The following is a 16406-nucleotide window of genomic DNA, read 5'->3' as shown; positions in this document are numbered from 1 at the left end:
CGTGCGCTCACGCGAGCGAGCGTCTGACCGCAGTCACGAAGTCGTCCTTCGACGGGATCACAGCCTCTTCAAGCGGCGGAGAGTACGGGATCGGAGTTCGCGCTCCACCGACTCGGATAGGCGCGGCGTCGAGCTTGTCCCAGGCCGCTTCGACCGTCTGAGCGACGAATTCCGCGCCCCAGCCGAAGTCGCGCACGGCCTCGTGACCGACGACGAGGTGTCTGGTCTTGCCGACGGACGCGTAGATCGTGTCCATGTCGAGCGGGTAAAGCGTTCTCGGGTCAATGATCTCGATCTCGATTCCGTCCGCAGCGAGTTCCTCGGCCGCCGCAAACGAGCGAGCGAGCATCTGCTGGGTCGCGACGACGGTCGCGTGCTGGCCCTCGCGTGCGACGCGCGCCCGGCCGAAGGGGATCGGGGCGAAGTCGACGGGACCCCGGTCGTAGTACTGGTTCTTGTGTTCCAGGAATATCGTCGGGTTGTCCGTCGTCACCGCGTGCCGCAGCAGGCCGTAGGCGTCGCCTGGAGTTCCCGGCACGACGACCTCGAGGCCAGGAATGTGGGCAAACAGGGTCTCCAGCGATTGTGAGTGCTGCGCCGCCTTGCCGATGCCCGATCCGCCGTTGGTTCGGATGACGAGTGGCGTATCGAACTGGCCGCCGAACATGTACCGCGCTTTGGCGGCCTGATTGATGATCCCGTCGAAGCCGAGGAACGAGAAGTCGGAGTACATAATCTCGAGGATCGGCCTTGTGCCGCGCGCGGCGGCGGCAGAGACGGCAGAGAGCAACACCTCTTCGCTGATCGGGGTGTCGAGCACGCGGTCGCGTCCGAACTTTTCGAGCAGCCCGCGGGTGACACCGTAGATTCCGCCACCCGTGCCCCAAGTGGTGATGTCTTCACCAAGCACGAACGCTTCGGGGGTGTCATCCAGGATGTCATGCAGGGCAGTGTTGAGCGATCGCCACGTCACCATGTTCTTCGTCTCTGCGGTCATGCGCGCGCTCCCTTCGAGTACACGTCGGTGAAGGCCTCGGTCGGGTTCGGGAAGGGTGAGTTGCGTGCGAACTGCTCCGCCGCTTCGACCTCCTCGAAGATCCTCGCGGTCGTGGTGTCCCACTCCTCTTGGGTGATGACGCCCTGCTCAATGAGCCGAGCGAGCAGGTTCGCGATCGGGTCCTTGGTCTTCGCCGCCTCGACTTCGGCCGCGTTGCGATAGATCTCCGTGTCGCCGGCCATGTGGCCGAGATACCGGTAGGTGTCGCAGACGAGGAAGCTCGGTCCCTCGCCTGCACGGGCGCGCGCTACCCCGGCCTCCGCCGCCTCGAACACGGCTTGTAGGTCCATTCCGTCCACGTTCACCGAGGGCACGCCGTACGCTTCGCCGCGCTGGCTGAGGTCGGTCTGTGCAATCATCTCCTCGATCGACGCGGACTGCGCATAGTGGTTGTTCTCGAGCACGAAGACAACCGGAAGACGCCAGATCGCCGTGAGGTTGAAGGCCTCCGCGAGCACACCCTGGTTGGAGGCACCGTCGCCGAAGTACGAGACCGCGACAGTGCCGTCCCCCTTTTGCTTCGCCGCCAGGGCGGCACCGGTGGCGATGCCGATCCCGGCGCCGACGATCCCGTTGGTTCCGAGAACGCCGATCTCCTTCACCCCGATGTGCATCGATCCGCCCTTGCCTCCGCAGTAGCCATCGGATCGCCCAAGGATCTCAGCCATGGTGCGACCGAAGTCCGCCCCCTTGGCGAGCGTGTGTGCGTGTCCGCGATGGTTGCTCGCGATCGCGTCGTCCTCCGTGAGGGCGAGGGAGACGCCGACGGCGACCGCCTCCATCCCGAGCGAGGGGTGTGTGGATCCGCGGATCAAGCCCTCCTCGGACAGCAGCGGCATGCGGCGCTCGAACTCACGGATCTTCGCCATGAGTTCAAGTCCGGCGAGGCCCTGTTGTGTTGCGACGTAGCTCGACATCCCGGTCCTCACTGGATCGTAGCGATGGTCTCGTCGAGTTCGACCAGTTCGCCTGCTTGCTTCTTGAGCGAGATGACGCCGCCGATGGGTGCGGTGAGTTCAGTCACGACTTTCGACGTTTCGATCATCGCGATTTCTTGGCCCTCGGTGATGGTCGCGCCGTCGTCGATGAGCCATTCCACGAGGTCGGCGTCCTCTTCGTCGCCGAGGAAGTCCTTGGTGAGTTTCACATCCATGCTGTTTCTCCTTGCTCGTCAGTTGTTGGGTTTGTATTCCGTAGGGGTCGGCTGCGACTGCACCGTCCGCGTAGAGGGGTCGATGCGCTGCACGGTGAGTTCGAACGTCGCCGCGACGAGGTTCTCTCCGGGCATTAGTTCACCTGCGCGCATTTCCCCGTGGCGGTCGACCAACGTGCAGCTCAAGCGCGCGGCCGGCTCCCCGTCGACGGTCCGCACATCGCCGAAGAGGGCGATGACTTCGGTTGCTGGACCGTCGACCGAGATCTGCTTGCCGCTTGCGCGGTCGACGAAAGTTGCTCCGGCGAGGCTCCCGAGACCGGCTCGCACTGAGGCCCGCTCGAATCCTGCTCTGCGGCAGACCTCCAGCAGCGCTTCGGTGATGTCGACGTTCGGGAGCACGCGCGAGATGATCGTGTCGACGTCACCGCTGTCCTGCGTTCCCATGGCTGTCCTCCGCTCCACCGGCGTGAACACCGGCATTCTTGTCTCCGGATCAGTCGCGCTTCGCCACTGCGCGTCGAAAATGGCGGTCACAGTGACGAACGGAGGGGGCTCGCCGACCGCGGTTTCGAGCCACACATGCCCGCCTTCGTAGCTCCCGTCGGGCGCCTGCCAGAAGCAGTGGCTGTGCATGTAGGGCGTCTCTTCGCGTAGACCGAGCGTGACAGACCCGTAGATCAGGTGGGCGCGCTCTCGCGCTCGGGTGTCGGAGAAGCTCAGCGCCCGCTCCTCTGTCCCGACGTCGGGAATGCAGTAGCTCAGAGGCGCGTAGTCGCCGCCGTGGATCTCTGCGAAGCCGCTGTCCGAGCCGAGCGAAGCCAACGCCTCGTGGAGTTGGTCGACGAGGGGCCGGTTCGGCTGCAGATCGCAGACGCTGCGTCGCGTGCGCACGGCTGCTGAGATGATCCGAGGTTGGGTGGGCGGGCCGGGATGCACGAGTGGTTGCATCGAAGCCTCCTTACAGTTCGTGACTTCGGGGAGGTGGGGGAGTCCACGGTGTCGCCCCTGGTGCGGGGCTGTGGCCAGTGGTGCGCGCGGAGATGGTGAGCGCACCACCGGGGTGCCGATGGAGGGTTCAACCGATAGCAGTGCCTCCACAGACTTTGAGCGTCTCGCCCGTCACATAGGTGGCTCCCGGTGAGGCGAGGAACGCCACAGCTGCCGCGACATCCTCCGGCCGGCCGATGCGCTTGATGGCCTGCGCCTCGACGGGGTATGGCACCCCCCGTGTCATGGAGGTCTCCACTGGGCCGGGGGCGACGGTATTGCAGGTGATCCCTAGCGGGCCGACCTCTTTCGCTACCCATCGTGTGAAGGCGATCACGCCACCTTTCGAGGCGGCATAAGCCGGCCCCGTCCGCGCCGCGGCTCCCTCAGCCCCGGAGTTGGCGCCGCCGATGATGCCCGAGATCGAGCTCACATTGACGATCGCACCAGAGCGGGCTGTCTTCATGTGCGGGTAGACCGCACTCTGGGTCATCAGGAAGGTGCCGGTGAGGTTCGTCTTGATGTCGCGTTCCCAGATTTCGTCGGTCATGTCCTCGAGGCTCAGTCGACCGGCGGTGCCAGCGTTGTTCACGAGCACGTCGAGCGACCCCCAGTCGGCAACGAGACCGTCGAGGCAGGCTCGCACCGCGGCGCGATCCCTGATGTCGACGACCTCGCTGCGCACCCGGACGGCATCGTCGGTCCGATCCGCGATCCTGTCGGCGGTATCAACCGCGTCGATCATGTCAATGATGAGGACATCCGACCCGCGAGAGGCCAGTTCTTCCGCGATCGCCGCGCCGATACCCCCGGCCCCGCCGGTGACGACGCTGACCTTTCCGGAGAGTTCTTGTGGCATTGTGCTGTTCACTCCTTGGGAATCTGAGACGTCATAGCCCGAGCAGGTCTGGCAGCCAGTTGCTCAGGGCAGGGATGAACGTGACGAGCAGGAGCACCACGACGCCCGAGAAGACGAAGGGGATGATGCCCTTCACCGCTTCGCCGAACGAGATCTTGGCGATGCTCGCCGCCACGAAGAGGTCGATCCCCACCGGTGGCGTGATGAGGCCGATCGCGAGGTTCATCGTCATCATGACGCCGATGGTCGTGAGGTCCATACCGAGTTCGAGGAGCACCGGCACGAAGAGTGGGATGAAGAGGTAGAACGCCGAGATCGCGTCGAGAAACATGCCCGCGATGAGCAGCGCAAGGTTGACGATGAGCACGAGCAGCACGATGCTGTCGGTCAGATTCAGCATCCAGTCGGCCACGTGACGCGCGATCTGGTTCCGCGTAATCACGTAGGCGAAAAGCGTCGCCGACGCGATGATGAGCATGATCCGCCCCGACATCACCCCCGCCGTGGTAAAGATCTTGAACACCTCGGAGAGCTTCAGTTCGCGGGTCACGAAGAGGCCCACCACAAGGGCGTATACCGAGGCAACCGCGGCGGATTCCGTCGGCGTGAAGATGCCGCCGTAGATGCCGCCGAGGATAATGACGGGCACCAGCAGGCCCGGCACTGCGCGCAGGAACGTCTTGAACACGACGCTCGCTCGCGCGCGCTTGACGGGCATGCCGATCTCGCCGCCAGAGGTGGCGTTCTCGGGAGTCACCTCGCTCATGGTCAGCAGCCCGGTGTCGTCCGCCGTGCTCGCGATAGCGCCGGTTGCGGTGACAGTCGGCTTCTGTCGCCTGGTGCTCTCGCCCATCGCTTGGCTCAGGTGTGCTGCGGCATTCACCTTGGCGATCTCCATGTCGCGCGGAAGGAACCGGGCGATGAGGTAGAGCACCACCACGAGGGTCAGACCAGGTACGACGCCCGCCATGAAGAGCCGGCCGATCGTCACGCGGCCGACGCCGGGTCCGGCGTAGTCGGCGGCAACGACGGCGAACACGATGTAGGCGATGCTCGGAGGCAGGATGATCCCCAGCTCTCCCGAGGTCGCGACGAGCGACGCCGAGTGACGCTTGCTGTATCCGTGCTTCGCGAGCGCGGGGATGAGGATGCCGCCGATCGCCGCCACCGTCGCGGGGCCAGAGCCAGAGATCGAGGAGAAGAGCAGGGCGGTGAGGATCGCAGTGAGGGCGATGCCGTTCTTCATGTGCCCGAAGCAGGCGTCCGCGAACTCAACCAGGCGTCGCGAAATGCCGGTGAGTTCCATGATGACGCCGGCGAGGATGAAAAAGGGGATCGCCAGCAGCGTCTCGGAGGAGAGCCCCGCGTACAGGATGCTTGAGGCGGGGGCGAGCGCCTTCACGCCGCTGGTGAAGACGATCGTGGCGAACGCCGACAGGCCCATCGACACCGCGACCGGAACACCAAGGAACAGGCAGACGACGAAGGTTCCGAAGAGTACGAGCTCGATCATGAGCAATCTCCCTTCTTCGCATCGCGCTTGGTCGGTGGGGTGGACGGAGGGGCGGGCGTTCGGGTGGTGGCAGCCTCGGCCTGTTCGAAGGCTTCGACTGTCTCGAGCGCCTCCGCCTCCTCACCTTTGAACGCCTCGCCGCCGCGGAACGCGATGACCGCGACCTGCACGCTGCGAATGGCGCCCAGCAGAGCACCGAACGGCAGGCCCATCGAGAAAAGCCACTGAGGCATCTGCAAAGCGGGTGTGAGGCGGCCCGAGTCGAACTGCTTCATCGCGGTCTCGAATCCGAGCCACATCAGGATCAAGAAGAAGACCAGCATGCCGGCGCACACGAGGGCGATGATGATCTTGTGGAGCGCCCCGCGAGTGGAATCGCGGAGCAGGCTGAAGCTGGGATGGGTGCCAAGCCGTGTTGCGGCGGAGGCGCCGACCATGGTCAGCAGCACAGCGAGATTGATGAGCAGCTCGCTGGTGAACGAAAAGGAAGCGTGGAAGACGTACCGCGCGATCACATTGGCGAATGCCAACAGCGTGATGAAGAGGAACGTGATCGCAATGATCGCGGTCTCCAGCCTCCGCAGGATCAGATCAAGCATGGCTATCCGACTCCTCGAGGGGCGGTGGGCAGCACCGCCCCTCGAACGGAGCGCTTCACTTGGGCCGAACGGCCTCGGCGACCTCTGCCGTCCACTTGTCGGCGTGCAGGTCGTAGACGGGCTGCATGGCCTCACGGAATACTGCGAGCTGATCGGCCGTGAGTTCGGTGACCGTCATCCGCTCTTTCATCTCGGCGAGTTGCTCGGCCTCGTTGTCGCGGCTCAGCGCGATCTGGTAGGCGTTCGCCTCGGCGGCGGCCTCTGCGATGAGCTTCTGGTCCTCGTCGCTCAGGCTCTCGTAGAGATCCAGGTTCATACCGAGGATCAGCGGATCGTAGACATAGTTCCAGACCGTGAGGTACTCCTGGACCTCCATCAGGCCGTTCGAGTAGATCACATCGAAGGGGTTCTCCTGTCCGTCAATCGTGCCGTTCTGCAGTGAGGTGAAGACCTCGGAGAAATTCATGGTGACGGGATCGGATCCCAGCTGCTTGTAGATGTCGAGGAAGAGCTCGGAGCCTGCAACTCTGAGCTTCAAGCCCCTGACGTCGTCCGGCGTGGTGACCTCGTGCCTGCTGTTGGTGAGTTGGCGGAACCCCGACTCTCCGAAGCCGAGCATTTTGATACCCATCTCCTGGGTGAGCTGCTGGTACGCCTCGGCGCCGCCGCCAGCGATGGACGCGTCCGCCTCGTCGTAATCCGCATAGAGGAATGGCGCGGTGATCGCGGAGAACCGAGGATCGATACCCGAGTAGATGATCGGCGAGTTGTAGGAGAAGGCCTTGTCGCCGTTCGCGAGCATCTCGACGCCAGCCGCAGGATCGCCGCCAGAGAGCTGCTCGTTCGCGAAGATGTTGAGCGTGATACGGCCGTCCGATTTCTCATCGAGGAGTTCAGCGAACTTCTCGGCGCCTGCCCACCAGGTCGAGGTCTCCGACACGGTGATCGTCATGTCCCAGCTGTAGGACTCGTTATCGACGCTGTCTCCGGTTGGAGTGCCGCCTGAGCACGCAGTGAGCGCAAGTACGGAAGCTGTGAGTAGCGCCACGGTGGTGGTCTTCTTCAACGTGATCTCCTCCTTGAGATATCGCACCTCGTTGGATTGTTGTTTCCTTCGAGGCTGGGTAGTGAGACGGCGACGTTGGGCGCCTGCTCGCGTTGCTCGGCGATGGTGCATCACCGAGCACTACTACGCCATTATTAACGCTCTGGTAGAACCAGAGCAAGCGAGTGAGTCGTGCGCAAGCGGTGGGGATCGACAAACCATTCCCGCGGGAAAGCCGATCCCGCAGAACGACGCGGTTGTGGCGCAATCGTTCGTTACGAAACCGTGATGAATTTCGCGATCGAACGAATACCCCACGGTTCCAAGAGACGGACGGCGCAGCGTTCGACGATCCGATCCGCGCAGACCATCGCGGTGAAGTTCCGACCCGCCAGGAGGTAGGGCCCCGTCAGGAGCATTGCGGGCACGCCCCATTTCAGGTCGCGGCGGGTGCGGATCGCATCGAGCGCGGCGTTGATGGCGGCGCGTGGGCGCGGCGCCGAAGCTGCTGTGTCGGGGAGTTTCTTGGCGCGCTCGTTGGGGGCATTGGATGCCGCGGTGTTGAGCGTGTCGAGCGCGTGCGAAGACTCTGGCCGCACCCCGGGTCAACAGAGGCGACCCCTGCAAGAAGCCGAGAGCCCCTGGCGTGCTGCCAAGGGCTCTGTGTGGTGGGCGATACCGGACTCGAACCGATGACCTCTTCCGTGTGAAGGCGCCCGGGTCGCGGGTTCCCCTGATTCTCCGGGGCCTCCGGGTGGCTCACAGACCCTTGAAGCCGTCGTCGGGGTGATTTCGGGGTGAGCGGTTCAGCGCGTCAGGGGATGTGCTGCTCGGGCAGGTTCATCGCCTCGTGGAGCAGACGGACGACCTGGATCACGCCTTCGACCTGACGGTAGACCACGAAGTGACGGGGGCTGGCGATCCTTCGTACGTCCTGGCTGACGTCATCCCGGCTCGACGCCAGATGCAGGGTGCGGATTCCGCGGCCCCAGGTCGGTGCGATCGTGCGAGCCGGCGCGATTCGGGTTGTCCAGGATGCTGAGGATAGCCACGTCGATGAGTGCTTCGTATCCGTTGCGGACCGCCGCACCGAACTGTGTCACCGACCATTCCAGGATGTCGTCGATGTCCGCCTCGGCTTCCGGGGCGAGGTCGAGGTCGAACGTCACGCGGTCTTGGCGTCGGCGCGCTCGGTCGCCAGCCGTCCGCGCTCTCGCAGGTAGTCCCGCAGACCACCAGCCGGGATGCGGATGCCCTTGCCAGCGTCGAGGCTGGCGATACCGGCGTCAACGGCTGCTCGGAGTGCCGTGAGCCGCGCCTCATCCGAGACATCCGCGGTGCCGAGCGTGGAGAGCAGTTCCTGCGCGATCTCCGCTCGCTCGGCGCGCGGGAGCGCCTTGGCGGCGTCGAGCACTTCTGCAACGGTTGGAGTCATGCGTCAACTCTACGGCAGCAACCCGCCGTTCTCCCAGGGTCACCGCCGCAAGTCCTGACTCCGAGCCTGGAGGACGCCGACGATCCTGGCTCTCCTAGTCTGTGAGCATGTCGCCTTCGACCGCTGATCGCCTCCGCCTGGTGATCCTGGTCGTTTGGATCACGGGCTTCCTCATCGGCACGGCCAGTCATGTCCTTGACCTGATCGTGGGCGGAGCCGACACCTACAGCGAGTTTCCGCCCACGCTGCGCGTGTTCTGGCTCTCGCTGACCGTCCTCGACCCCCTGACGCTGCTGCTCCTCCTGCTTCGGAAGCGCGCCGGCATCGCCCTGGGCCTCGTCGTCATCCTCGCCGACATCACCGTGAACTGGACTGTCTTCTTCACTATCGGCGGCAATCCTCTGTTCGGCGTCGTGAACCAAACCGTGTTCGCCATCTTCCTGCTCGCCACCGCTCCCGCGCTGTGGCGGTGGTTCCGCTCCGCGCAGGAGCAGAAGCGTCGGCCGCCACAGGCCTAGGCCGCGTCCGCGCGGGCAAGGCCTGTGCTCAGGCGCTTCGGGTGTTGAGCCAGTCGGCGTAGTGAGGGCCGATCACTTCGACGCCGGGTGCGGGCAGGAGCGTCCCGTCGCGGAACGCTCGCCCGTAGCGGCTGGGGATGCGCAGCGGTATCGGGGTGACGCGCTTGTCGGGGAGTTGTGTGGTCATGTCCCACAGCGTCGTGACCTCGGGGCCGGCGACCTCGTGGAGCACACCAAGCCGAGCGCCGGTCGCGGCGTCCGCGATCACGTCGGCCACGGCGTCGAGTGCGACGGGCTGGATCGTCATGGCGGGCACGATCGCGAATGGGCCGAGCTTCATCCGGTCGAGGTTCTGCCCGGCGAAGTCGAACCATTGCGTCGAGCGCACGATCGTCAGGTCCGGGCTCTCCTGCCGGGCGACGCGCTCCTGCGCGGTCTTGCCCGCGAGGTAGCCGTAGCCCTGCACCTGGGGCAGATCGCCGTTCACGATCGAGAGCAGGATGTGGCGCGCACCGGAAGCGCGGGCGGCTGCGGCGACGGCGCGGGTCGAGCGGGTGAAGAAGTCGGTCGCCGCGCGGCGGCTGATCGTGAACCGGCCGGTGGCCTCCACGATCACGTCGGCGTCGGCCAGGCGTGCGGTCGCGTCGTCGCGGAGCACGTCGAACCCGGTGGTGCGGGAGAACAGCTCGGGGTCCGCTCCACGCTCGCCGAGTGCTCGGTGGATCGCGCTGCCGGATGCTCCGCCGCCCACGACCGCTACCCGCATCCTGCTCTCCTTCGCTCTCCTCGCAAAACCTCTACGATCATAGAGTCTCTAAGATCGTAGAGGACAAGCCAACGGGAGGGCAACGTGACGCGACGGGAGCAGATCGCCGACGCGGGAGTGCGACTGATCGCGCGCGGCGGCGTCCACGCCCTGACCCACCTCGCGGTCGACGCAGAGGCCGGCCTTCCCCGCGGCTCCACGTCCTACTACGCACGCACCCGCCGCGACCTGATCGCCCTCGTCACAGGTCGGCTCTCCGAGGGCTCCCAGGCCGACCTCGACGGGGCGAGCGTTCCGGCCGTGCTCACCCGCGCCGAGGCCGTCCATGTGGCCGCGGGCGTCCTCGACCACATGGCCCGCCGCGAGGACGCGCAGGCGGCACGCTTCGCCCTGATGTTCGAGCTGCGCGACGACGACGAGCTGCGCGACACGCTCACCGCGCACGCCCCGGTGCGGGCACCGCTGACCGCCGAGGCCGAGAAGCTACTGCGGGCGATCGGCGTGGCCGATCCCGCCGCGCACGCCCCCGACCTCGTGGGCCTGATCGACGCGCTCCTGATGTACCGCACGGCCAGGGCCGCACCGATCGACGCCGCCCGCGTGCTGAGCGCCTACTTCGCCGGGATCCCCGCGAACACGCCCTGAACCCGGCGCTGCCTCCTACGGCTCAGTCCACCGCTGGATGCTCTGCGTCGCCCGTCCCATGAACCGGGGCGGCGTCGCCCGCAGCAGCGCGTCACGGATACCCGCGCCGATCGGATGGGAGGCTTGCGCGACCTTCCCCATCTGGCGTGACTGCCGCCAGATCGCCTGAGTCCGTTTCTTCCGCAGTTCGTCGTACCGGGACAGCGCCGCGTCCAGCTCGCCGCTTCGCAGCAGGAGGGTCAGGGTGGCGGCGTCCTCGATCGCCTGTCCCGCGCCCTGCCCGAGATTCGGGGTCATGCCGTGGGCGGCGTCGCCGAGCAGCACCGTCCGGCCCTTGACAAACGATGCCGGGATGCGGGCGAGGTCGTAGATGTCGTGACGGAGCACCGCGCCTGGCGGTGTCGCGTCGATGCACGCCAGAATCGGCCGGTGCCAGTTCCCGAACCGCTCCCGCACCGCCTCGCGCTCATCGTCGGCGTGCTGGCCTGCGGTCGTGGACTCGGTGGCGAACCAGTAGACCCGTTCATCCGGCAGCGGCACGATGCCGAAGATGCGCCCGCGCCCCCACGTCTCGCCGGCCTCGCCTTCCACATCGACGCCTGATCCGGTGACGCCGCGCCAGGCCGTGTATCCGGCGTAGCGCACGCCGCGATCCAGCCCGAGCAGTGCACGGGCGTCGCTGCGGAGCCCGTCGGCCGCGATCACCAGATCGAACCGCTCCTCGGCTCCGTCCAGGCGCACGACCGGCTCGCCGTCTCCAGCGACCGTGGTGCTCTGTCCGAGCCGGAGGCTCCCGGCAGGCAGAGACTCCACGAGAGCCCGGTGCAGCTCGGCCCGGTGCAGGCTGCGCAGCGTCGGGACCATCGCGGACGGCATCGACACGAGCCAGTCACCGGACGGTGTGCGCTGTCCCGCACGCATCCGAGCGATCGCATCGCTGCTCACCTGGCGTACCGAGTCGCCCAGGCCGATCGCGTCGAGCGCACCGAATGCGTTGCCGAACAGGGTCAGGCCAGCGCCGACCGCGCCGGGCTCGTCGCGGCGCTCGTAGACGACAACCTCGTGCCCGTCCGCGCCCAGCCCGGCAGCGGCGGTCAGCCCGCCGATCCCGGCACCGATCACCGCGATACGCATCGCGTTCACGATCGGGTTCTTCGCGGGGTGGGGCTGAGGCTCATGCAGCGCGCCCCGTCGTCCGATTGCGTCGTGGTCGAGTGGGGAGGCAGGCGGCGATGATCGCGACGAGGGTGGCGGGCAGGAAGTACCAGCCGATGCTCAGCGAGCCGACGACGGCGAAGATGCCCAGCAGCACAGCGGAGACGATCGACAGGGGTTGCCATGCCCTCCCCGTGGCGAGGATTGGCAGCAGGGCGAGCAGTATCGGGATCGCCAGCACGAGCAGGAACCACAGGCCGACAACCTGGAGGACGGTGGCCGAACCGATCACTTCCTGATCCGTGCCGTCACTGCCGGTGGTCTGGCTGACCTGGATATAGTTCGGCAGCAATGCGATCGCCAGTACCGCGGCCAGCGCGAGGGCGAGGACGATGAACTGGAGCCACCGCTTGACGGTGAAGTAGCGGGGCCCGGGGTCGATGCCGGTGTCCTGCTGATACTGCTGGAGCGCGCCGTCAGCGACCGTGCGCGGATCGCCGAACCGGGCCAAGGCGTCGGCCTCGCTGAGCCCCGAGGCGAGGGAGTCGTCCAGATGGGCGCGCAGCCCTCCCAAGATGTCGTCGCGGTAGGCGGCGGGCAGCGATCCGATCCGCCGTTCGACCTCCGCCAGCCAGGCCTGTGCCGCAGCGGAGCATGCGAGTGCGTTCGTCATGACGACCTCCTCATGGTCTGATCCACCGCGTCCCGAAGCGGAATCCAGGCACGCTGGAACGCTTCGAGCTGCGCCACGCCCACGGGAGTGAGCGTGTAGTACTTCCGAGGCCGGCCGGCGTCCGACTCGACCCACCTGGTCTCGACCAGCCCGGAGGAACGCAGCCGCGTCAACAGCGGGTAGAGCGTGCCCTCCCCGGCGATCAGCCCATCTGCCTCCAACACACGGGCCAACTCGAAGCCATAGGCGTCACCGGCCTGGATATGCGCGAGCACGCAGAACTCCAGAACCCCCTTGCGGAGATTCGTCGTCACCCGGTCATCGGCGCTCACGCTTCGACTATACCCGGTAATGCCAGGTATAGGGCGATGCCTGGTGATTGAGCGATCGCGGCGATGCCGCTGGTTGCGCGGGGCTTCCAGCCCGCGAGCATCGACAACTCAGGCACGGAGATCATTTCTCTGGGAGCCGTCGGGCACCAGAACGCTATCGGCCTACAGTCCGAGTCCTCGGCTGGGCGGGGTCGGCCCGTGGCCGCGCGTGCGAGGAGTGAAGTCGAGCTGCGCGGCGCGCGCCCTCCGTTCGGCCAGAGCATGCTCGGCGGCTTCGCGCGCCGCCTGCTCTTGGGCGGCGCGGGTGCGGATGAGCTGCGCCGCCTCGACGGTTGGCAGGGCCTCGATCGCGGTGAGGTCACGACGGGCGGTCTCGGCGCGTTCTTGCCACCGCGCGGCCTGCGCGTGGGGATCGCTCGGCTTGCGGTCGCCGAACACCTGGCCGCGGAGGTCCGCGCGCTCCTGCATCTGCCTGGCGGTGAGCTGGTGCTGTTCCTGCCGAGCCTCGGCTGCCCGCTCCTGCGCCGTGGTCACGCGAGGGTCGGCGTCAGCCTCGCGGTGCGCCATGGATGTGGCCCATGCCTCGACCCCTGCCTCCGTCTCAGGCAGGGAATGCCAGCGTGCCCGCCCTGCCGTCTCAACCGTGTTGTGTTCTTCGTTGGCGCCAGCAACCGCGCGGGCGGTGCGACGCCTGCCGATTCGCCGAGCGGTCCCGTGTGCGGCCGATGCCGCCCACATCCGATCCTGTGCAGCGAGGCGGGCGGTGGCGTCTGCGGTGGCCTGCTCGATCAGTGGTGTGGCGACCTCCTTCCGCACCCGCGCAGCAGTCGCCTCTGCTGCGGTGACGATCGCCTCCTGCTGGTCGGCCTCGACCCGCTGCTCCCGCACCTGACGCCCCAGGGCCGCTGCCGCTTGCTTCCACCAGGCAGTCGCACGATCGGCACGCTCGATCTGCTCCATCAGGCGGGCGCGTTCGGCGTTCACGAGGCGCACCGGCCCATCGGCGGCGAGTCCAGCGACGGACTCGTGCGCGGCCTGGGTCGCGGCGACCAAGCCGCGGTCGGCGCGATCGCGCTCGGGGTTCTCCGCTGTGGGCGATACCGGACTCGAACCGATGACCTCTTCCGTGTGAAGGAAGCGCGCTACCAACTGCGCCAATCGCCCGTGGCCCCGAAGGGGCACGAGAAACGATCCTACCGGATGCCGGGCCCCGCCTCGAACCACACCTGCATGACACGCGCGGGGTGCGTCTGGTTTTGCACGTAGGCCAATCTCGTATAGAGTTTTCCAAGTGCCCGGGGCGAGAGCCACGGGAACGAAATGCGGATGTAGCGCAGTTGGTAGCGCATCACCTTGCCAAGGTGAGGGTCGCGAGTTCGAGTCTCGTCATCCGCTCGAGTGCAGGGGTCGGCTTCTGGTGAGTCCAGAAGAGGGCCACGGCACGTGGGGTCAAACCACACGCGGTGGCGTGGCCGAGCGGCTAGGCACCGGCCTGCAAAGCCGTTTACACGGGTTCGAATCCCGTCGCCACCTCGCCGACAACTGAATAGCCTTTCCAGGCGCGATTGGCGCAGCGGTAGCGCGCTTCCCTGACACGGAAGAGGTCACTGGTTCGATCCCAGTATCGCGCACAGACGAAAACCCCTGAGAGATCAGGGGTTTTTTGCATTTGCTAGCCGCGCTGATCGCACTGTGGGGAAGATACGGGGAAGGCGCCTGACCCGGTTTCCTGGACACCTGAGTTGAGGCGATGATCGTCTCGGAAGGAGTCCGTGAGATGCCTGCTGCCCACCCGCCGGAGTTTCGGCGTCGAGCATTGGACCTGGTCGCGCAAGGCAACCCTGTCGCGCAGACCGCCCGCGATCTTGGGATCAGCGAATCGTGCCTGCGGAACTGGATGAACCGCGACGCGGTTGACCCCGGCCGTAAGGCCGGTGTCACGACCGACGAGCACAAGGAGCTCGTCGAGTTGTGTCGCCGCAACCGCGTGCTGGAGATGGAGATCGAGATCCTCAAGCGCGCGTCGGCGTACTTCGCCAGGGAGAACGTCCTCCCAAAATAGGGTTCCGGCTGGTCCCTGAGCTCGCCGCTGGCGGGATCCCTGTCGCGGTGGCCTGCCGGTTCCTGAACGTCTCGACCTCCGGCTACGACGACTGGCTGACGCGACCGCCGTCACCGCGGGCGGTCGCGGACGCGGAGCTGACGACCACGATCCGGCGCATCCACGCCGACTCCCGCGAGACCTACGGTGCACCACGGATGCTCGCGGAACTGCGCCTCGGGCTCGGCGTCCACGTCAGCCGCAAACGCGTCGCCCGGCTCATGCGTGTCGACGGGCTGGTCGGGGTCTCACATCGCCGCAAGCGCCGCGGCTGGAAGCCGGACACGGCAACGCATGAGGATCTCGTGAAGCGTCAGTTCCGCGCCGACGCCCCGAACCGGCTCTGGTTCTGCGACATCACACAACACCGCGCGAGAGACGGATGGGTCTACTGCGCCGCAGTGATCGACGCCTACTCGCGACGGATCGTGGGGTGGTCGATCAGTGACCGGATCACCGCAGAGATCGTCGTCGACGCGCTCGAGATGGCCCGCTGGCGTCCTCGCCCCGAGCCCGGAACCGTGGTCCACGCGGATCGTGGAGCGCATTACACGTCCTGGCTCTTCGGGCACCGGCTGCGGCAGGCCGGGCTACTCGGATCGATGGGCAGAGTCGCGTCCAGCGTCGACAACGCCCTCATCGAGAGCTTCTGGTCGACGATGCAACACGAACTGCTGGACCCCACGAACGGGGACTCAAGGAGCCAGCTCGCCTCGGCGATGTTCGAGTGGATCGAGGGCTTCCACAACCCACGCCGCCGGCACACCAGCCTCGGCGACCTCAGCCCCGCCGACTACGAAACCCTTCACGCCGCCACCGAGATCGCGGCATGATCAACACACAAGAACCGTCCGGGAAACCGGGTCAGGCTCCCCGACGTATGTCACGAAGGAGCGACACGAGGACCAGGGCGCGGTCGACTGCAACAATGAGCTGATCGCGCCGGCTCGATGACCTCACCGGGCTCACTGCCGAACTCGACCGGCGCGTGTGCTTGCGGATCCCCGACAAGTACCCCACCGATCGGGGTGTGGGCTGACGCGAGGGTGACGTTCTGACTCCCCTCGACATTCCGGTCAGCCGCTTCGCCGTGCGACAGAACCCCATGCGGATGTCTCGTGGTGGACCGACGCGTACACGCCGTGGCCGCCCGAAGGGCGATCGGCGTGGCGATCCTGGACGTTCTTGGCGAGGCATCCGGCGCCTGCGTCGTGTACCAGGGGCTCGCACTCGGACGCCGCAGCTGGCACATGGGGATTTGTCTCCATCCCATATTGGGTGGGCCGGGTTAGCCTGGAGGAGTTTTCTCGTTCGACGAAGTGTCGACGATCACCGGAGGCGGAGGGTTCGGATGAAGTTTGCGATGGGAGCCGACACGCTGTCGGTGTTGTCGAAGGCGACGAGTGGTTCGAGTGATGAGTTGTCGCTGCTGGTGCGGAAGTTGTTGGAGGCGGCTGAGCCGTTGGAGGGCCGTTTCCAGGGTGCGGGGCGTTCCGCTTTCGACCGGTTCAAGGGTCGCACCGATGCGATCTCGGGCGAGTTGAAGGCGTCGCTGGACGGGGTGC

Annotated in this window: 20 protein-coding genes, 4 tRNA genes and 1 pseudogene; 8 read left to right on the top strand and 17 right to left on the bottom strand. The window is 66.4% G+C overall.

What is annotated here, in order from left to right:
* Positions 1-7: 7 nt before the first annotated feature.
* The 11 genes from AB1K54_RS10690 to AB1K54_RS10640 all read right to left on the bottom strand — a co-directional run bounded on the left by AB1K54_RS10690 (position 8) and on the right by AB1K54_RS10640 (position 8651).
* A complete protein-coding gene (locus AB1K54_RS10690) occupies positions 8-997 on the bottom strand; it encodes an alpha-ketoacid dehydrogenase subunit beta (RefSeq protein WP_371202733.1) in 990 nt (329 codons plus the stop codon).
* The gene (locus AB1K54_RS10685; protein WP_371202732.1) at positions 994-1974 is read right to left on the bottom strand and encodes a thiamine pyrophosphate-dependent dehydrogenase E1 component subunit alpha; all 981 of its coding nucleotides are present in this window, start codon (positions 1972-1974) and stop codon (positions 994-996) included. The genes AB1K54_RS10690 and AB1K54_RS10685 overlap by 4 nt, the downstream gene beginning before the upstream one ends.
* Positions 1975-1982: 8 nt before the next feature.
* A complete protein-coding gene (locus tag AB1K54_RS10680) occupies positions 1983-2210 on the bottom strand; it encodes a lipoyl domain-containing protein (RefSeq protein WP_371202731.1) in 228 nt (75 codons plus the stop codon).
* A gap of 18 nt (positions 2211-2228) precedes the next feature.
* Complete coding sequence (locus AB1K54_RS10675) at positions 2229-3161, bottom strand: PPC domain-containing DNA-binding protein (RefSeq protein ID WP_371202730.1); 933 nt, start codon at positions 3159-3161, stop codon at positions 2229-2231.
* A gap of 127 nt (positions 3162-3288) precedes the next feature.
* Positions 3289-4059 (bottom strand): SDR family NAD(P)-dependent oxidoreductase, encoded by a 771-nt coding sequence (locus AB1K54_RS10670; protein WP_371202729.1) that lies wholly within the window; start codon positions 4057-4059, stop codon positions 3289-3291.
* Between the two features lie 31 nt (positions 4060-4090).
* Positions 4091-5572 (bottom strand): TRAP transporter large permease, encoded by a 1482-nt coding sequence (locus tag AB1K54_RS10665; protein ID WP_371202728.1) that lies wholly within the window; start codon positions 5570-5572, stop codon positions 4091-4093.
* Positions 5569-6171 (bottom strand): TRAP transporter small permease, encoded by a 603-nt coding sequence (locus AB1K54_RS10660; RefSeq protein ID WP_371202727.1) that lies wholly within the window; start codon positions 6169-6171, stop codon positions 5569-5571. The genes AB1K54_RS10665 and AB1K54_RS10660 overlap by 4 nt, the downstream gene beginning before the upstream one ends.
* A 55-nt stretch (positions 6172-6226) precedes the next feature.
* On the bottom strand, positions 6227-7237 hold the full coding sequence (locus AB1K54_RS10655; RefSeq protein ID WP_371202726.1) for a DctP family TRAP transporter solute-binding subunit: 1011 nt from the start codon (positions 7235-7237) through the stop codon (positions 6227-6229).
* Between the two features lie 254 nt (positions 7238-7491).
* Positions 7492-7815 carry a hypothetical protein gene (locus AB1K54_RS10650; protein WP_371202725.1) on the bottom strand — a complete coding sequence of 108 codons (324 nt, stop codon included), beginning with the start codon at positions 7813-7815 and terminating at the stop codon, positions 7492-7494.
* A gap of 345 nt (positions 7816-8160) precedes the next feature.
* Positions 8161-8385: a type II toxin-antitoxin system RelE/ParE family toxin gene (locus AB1K54_RS10645; protein ID WP_371202724.1), complete on the bottom strand. Its 225-nt coding sequence runs from the start codon at positions 8383-8385 to the stop codon at positions 8161-8163.
* On the bottom strand, positions 8382-8651 hold the full coding sequence (locus tag AB1K54_RS10640; RefSeq protein ID WP_371202723.1) for a hypothetical protein: 270 nt from the start codon (positions 8649-8651) through the stop codon (positions 8382-8384). The genes AB1K54_RS10645 and AB1K54_RS10640 overlap by 4 nt, the downstream gene beginning before the upstream one ends.
* A 107-nt stretch (positions 8652-8758) precedes the next feature.
* Here AB1K54_RS10640 and AB1K54_RS10635 point away from each other — a divergent pair, with 107 nt between their 5' ends.
* Positions 8759-9169 (top strand): hypothetical protein, encoded by a 411-nt coding sequence (locus AB1K54_RS10635; RefSeq protein ID WP_371202722.1) that lies wholly within the window; start codon positions 8759-8761, stop codon positions 9167-9169.
* A gap of 28 nt (positions 9170-9197) precedes the next feature.
* Here the strand turns inward: AB1K54_RS10635 and AB1K54_RS10630 are convergent, their stop codons facing one another.
* Positions 9198-9935 (bottom strand): hypothetical protein, encoded by a 738-nt coding sequence (locus tag AB1K54_RS10630; protein ID WP_371202721.1) that lies wholly within the window; start codon positions 9933-9935, stop codon positions 9198-9200.
* 84 nt (positions 9936-10019) lie between these two features.
* Between AB1K54_RS10630 and AB1K54_RS10625 the strand changes: the two genes are divergently transcribed.
* Positions 10020-10580, top strand: a complete 561-nt coding sequence (locus tag AB1K54_RS10625; RefSeq protein ID WP_371202720.1) for a TetR/AcrR family transcriptional regulator — start codon at positions 10020-10022, stop codon at positions 10578-10580.
* 15 nt (positions 10581-10595) lie between these two features.
* Here AB1K54_RS10625 and AB1K54_RS10620 read toward each other — a convergent pair whose 3' ends face one another.
* The 5 genes from AB1K54_RS10620 to AB1K54_RS10600 form a co-directional block, all read right to left on the bottom strand.
* On the bottom strand, positions 10596-11714 hold the full coding sequence (locus tag AB1K54_RS10620) for an FAD-dependent monooxygenase (RefSeq protein WP_371202719.1): 1119 nt from the start codon (positions 11712-11714) through the stop codon (positions 10596-10598).
* 40 nt (positions 11715-11754) lie between these two features.
* Entirely contained in the window at positions 11755-12408 is a 654-nt protein-coding gene (locus AB1K54_RS10615; RefSeq protein ID WP_371202718.1) for a hypothetical protein, read from the bottom strand.
* Entirely contained in the window at positions 12405-12740 is a 336-nt protein-coding gene (locus tag AB1K54_RS10610) for a PadR family transcriptional regulator (RefSeq protein WP_371202717.1), read from the bottom strand. The genes AB1K54_RS10615 and AB1K54_RS10610 overlap by 4 nt, the downstream gene beginning before the upstream one ends.
* A 162-nt stretch (positions 12741-12902) precedes the next feature.
* Complete coding sequence (locus AB1K54_RS10605) at positions 12903-13793, bottom strand: hypothetical protein (protein WP_371202716.1); 891 nt, start codon at positions 13791-13793, stop codon at positions 12903-12905.
* Between the two features lie 38 nt (positions 13794-13831).
* A tRNA-Val gene (locus AB1K54_RS10600) sits at positions 13832-13904 on the bottom strand.
* Positions 13905-14062: 158 nt separating this feature from the next.
* Here AB1K54_RS10600 and AB1K54_RS10595 point away from each other — a divergent pair.
* From AB1K54_RS10595 to AB1K54_RS10570, 6 genes and pseudogenes are all read left to right on the top strand, one after another.
* A tRNA-Gly gene (locus AB1K54_RS10595) sits at positions 14063-14135 on the top strand.
* Positions 14136-14202: 67 nt separating this feature from the next.
* A tRNA-Cys gene (locus tag AB1K54_RS10590) sits at positions 14203-14273 on the top strand.
* A gap of 26 nt (positions 14274-14299) precedes the next feature.
* Positions 14300-14371 (top strand) — tRNA-Val (locus AB1K54_RS10585).
* A gap of 146 nt (positions 14372-14517) precedes the next feature.
* Positions 14518-14802: a transposase gene (locus tag AB1K54_RS10580; RefSeq protein WP_371202715.1), complete on the top strand. Its 285-nt coding sequence runs from the start codon at positions 14518-14520 to the stop codon at positions 14800-14802.
* Positions 14712-15674: an IS3 family transposase gene (locus tag AB1K54_RS10575; protein ID WP_371202714.1), complete on the top strand. Its 963-nt coding sequence runs from the start codon at positions 14712-14714 to the stop codon at positions 15672-15674. The genes AB1K54_RS10580 and AB1K54_RS10575 overlap by 91 nt, the downstream gene beginning before the upstream one ends.
* A gap of 518 nt (positions 15675-16192) precedes the next feature.
* Positions 16193-16406 (top strand): annotated as a pseudogene (locus AB1K54_RS10570) (hypothetical protein); the annotation flags it as partial.

The organism is Microbacterium sp. BWT-B31 (assembly GCF_041379855.1).
Classification (GTDB): Bacteria; Actinomycetota; Actinomycetes; order Actinomycetales; family Microbacteriaceae; genus Microbacterium.
This window is presented reverse-complemented; position numbering and strand designations above follow the sequence as displayed.

Excerpts from the sequence above, each read along its gene's own strand:
- AB1K54_RS10670 (WP_371202729.1), bottom strand. The coding sequence starts at position 4,059 with ATGCCACAAGAACTCTCCGGAAAGGTCAGCGTCGTCACCGGCGGGGCC.
- AB1K54_RS10685 (WP_371202732.1), bottom strand. The coding sequence starts at position 1,974 with ATGTCGAGCTACGTCGCAACACAACAGGGCCTCGCCGGACTTGAACTC.
- AB1K54_RS10640 (WP_371202723.1), bottom strand. The coding sequence starts at position 8,651 with ATGACTCCAACCGTTGCAGAAGTGCTCGACGCCGCCAAGGCGCTCCCG.
- AB1K54_RS10615 (WP_371202718.1), bottom strand. The coding sequence starts at position 12,408 with ATGACGAACGCACTCGCATGCTCCGCTGCGGCACAGGCCTGGCTGGCG.
- AB1K54_RS10665 (WP_371202728.1), bottom strand. The coding sequence starts at position 5,572 with ATGATCGAGCTCGTACTCTTCGGAACCTTCGTCGTCTGCCTGTTCCTT.
- AB1K54_RS10675 (WP_371202730.1), bottom strand. The coding sequence starts at position 3,161 with ATGCAACCACTCGTGCATCCCGGCCCGCCCACCCAACCTCGGATCATC.
- AB1K54_RS10690 (WP_371202733.1), bottom strand. The coding sequence starts at position 997 with ATGACCGCAGAGACGAAGAACATGGTGACGTGGCGATCGCTCAACACT.
- AB1K54_RS10635 (WP_371202722.1), top strand. The coding sequence starts at position 8,759 with ATGTCGCCTTCGACCGCTGATCGCCTCCGCCTGGTGATCCTGGTCGTT.
- AB1K54_RS10660 (WP_371202727.1), bottom strand. The coding sequence starts at position 6,171 with ATGCTTGATCTGATCCTGCGGAGGCTGGAGACCGCGATCATTGCGATC.
- AB1K54_RS10620 (WP_371202719.1), bottom strand. The coding sequence starts at position 11,714 with ATGCGTATCGCGGTGATCGGTGCCGGGATCGGCGGGCTGACCGCCGCT.
- AB1K54_RS10630 (WP_371202721.1), bottom strand. The coding sequence starts at position 9,935 with ATGCGGGTAGCGGTCGTGGGCGGCGGAGCATCCGGCAGCGCGATCCAC.
- AB1K54_RS10680 (WP_371202731.1), bottom strand. The coding sequence starts at position 2,210 with ATGGATGTGAAACTCACCAAGGACTTCCTCGGCGACGAAGAGGACGCC.
- AB1K54_RS10580 (WP_371202715.1), top strand. The coding sequence starts at position 14,518 with ATGCCTGCTGCCCACCCGCCGGAGTTTCGGCGTCGAGCATTGGACCTG.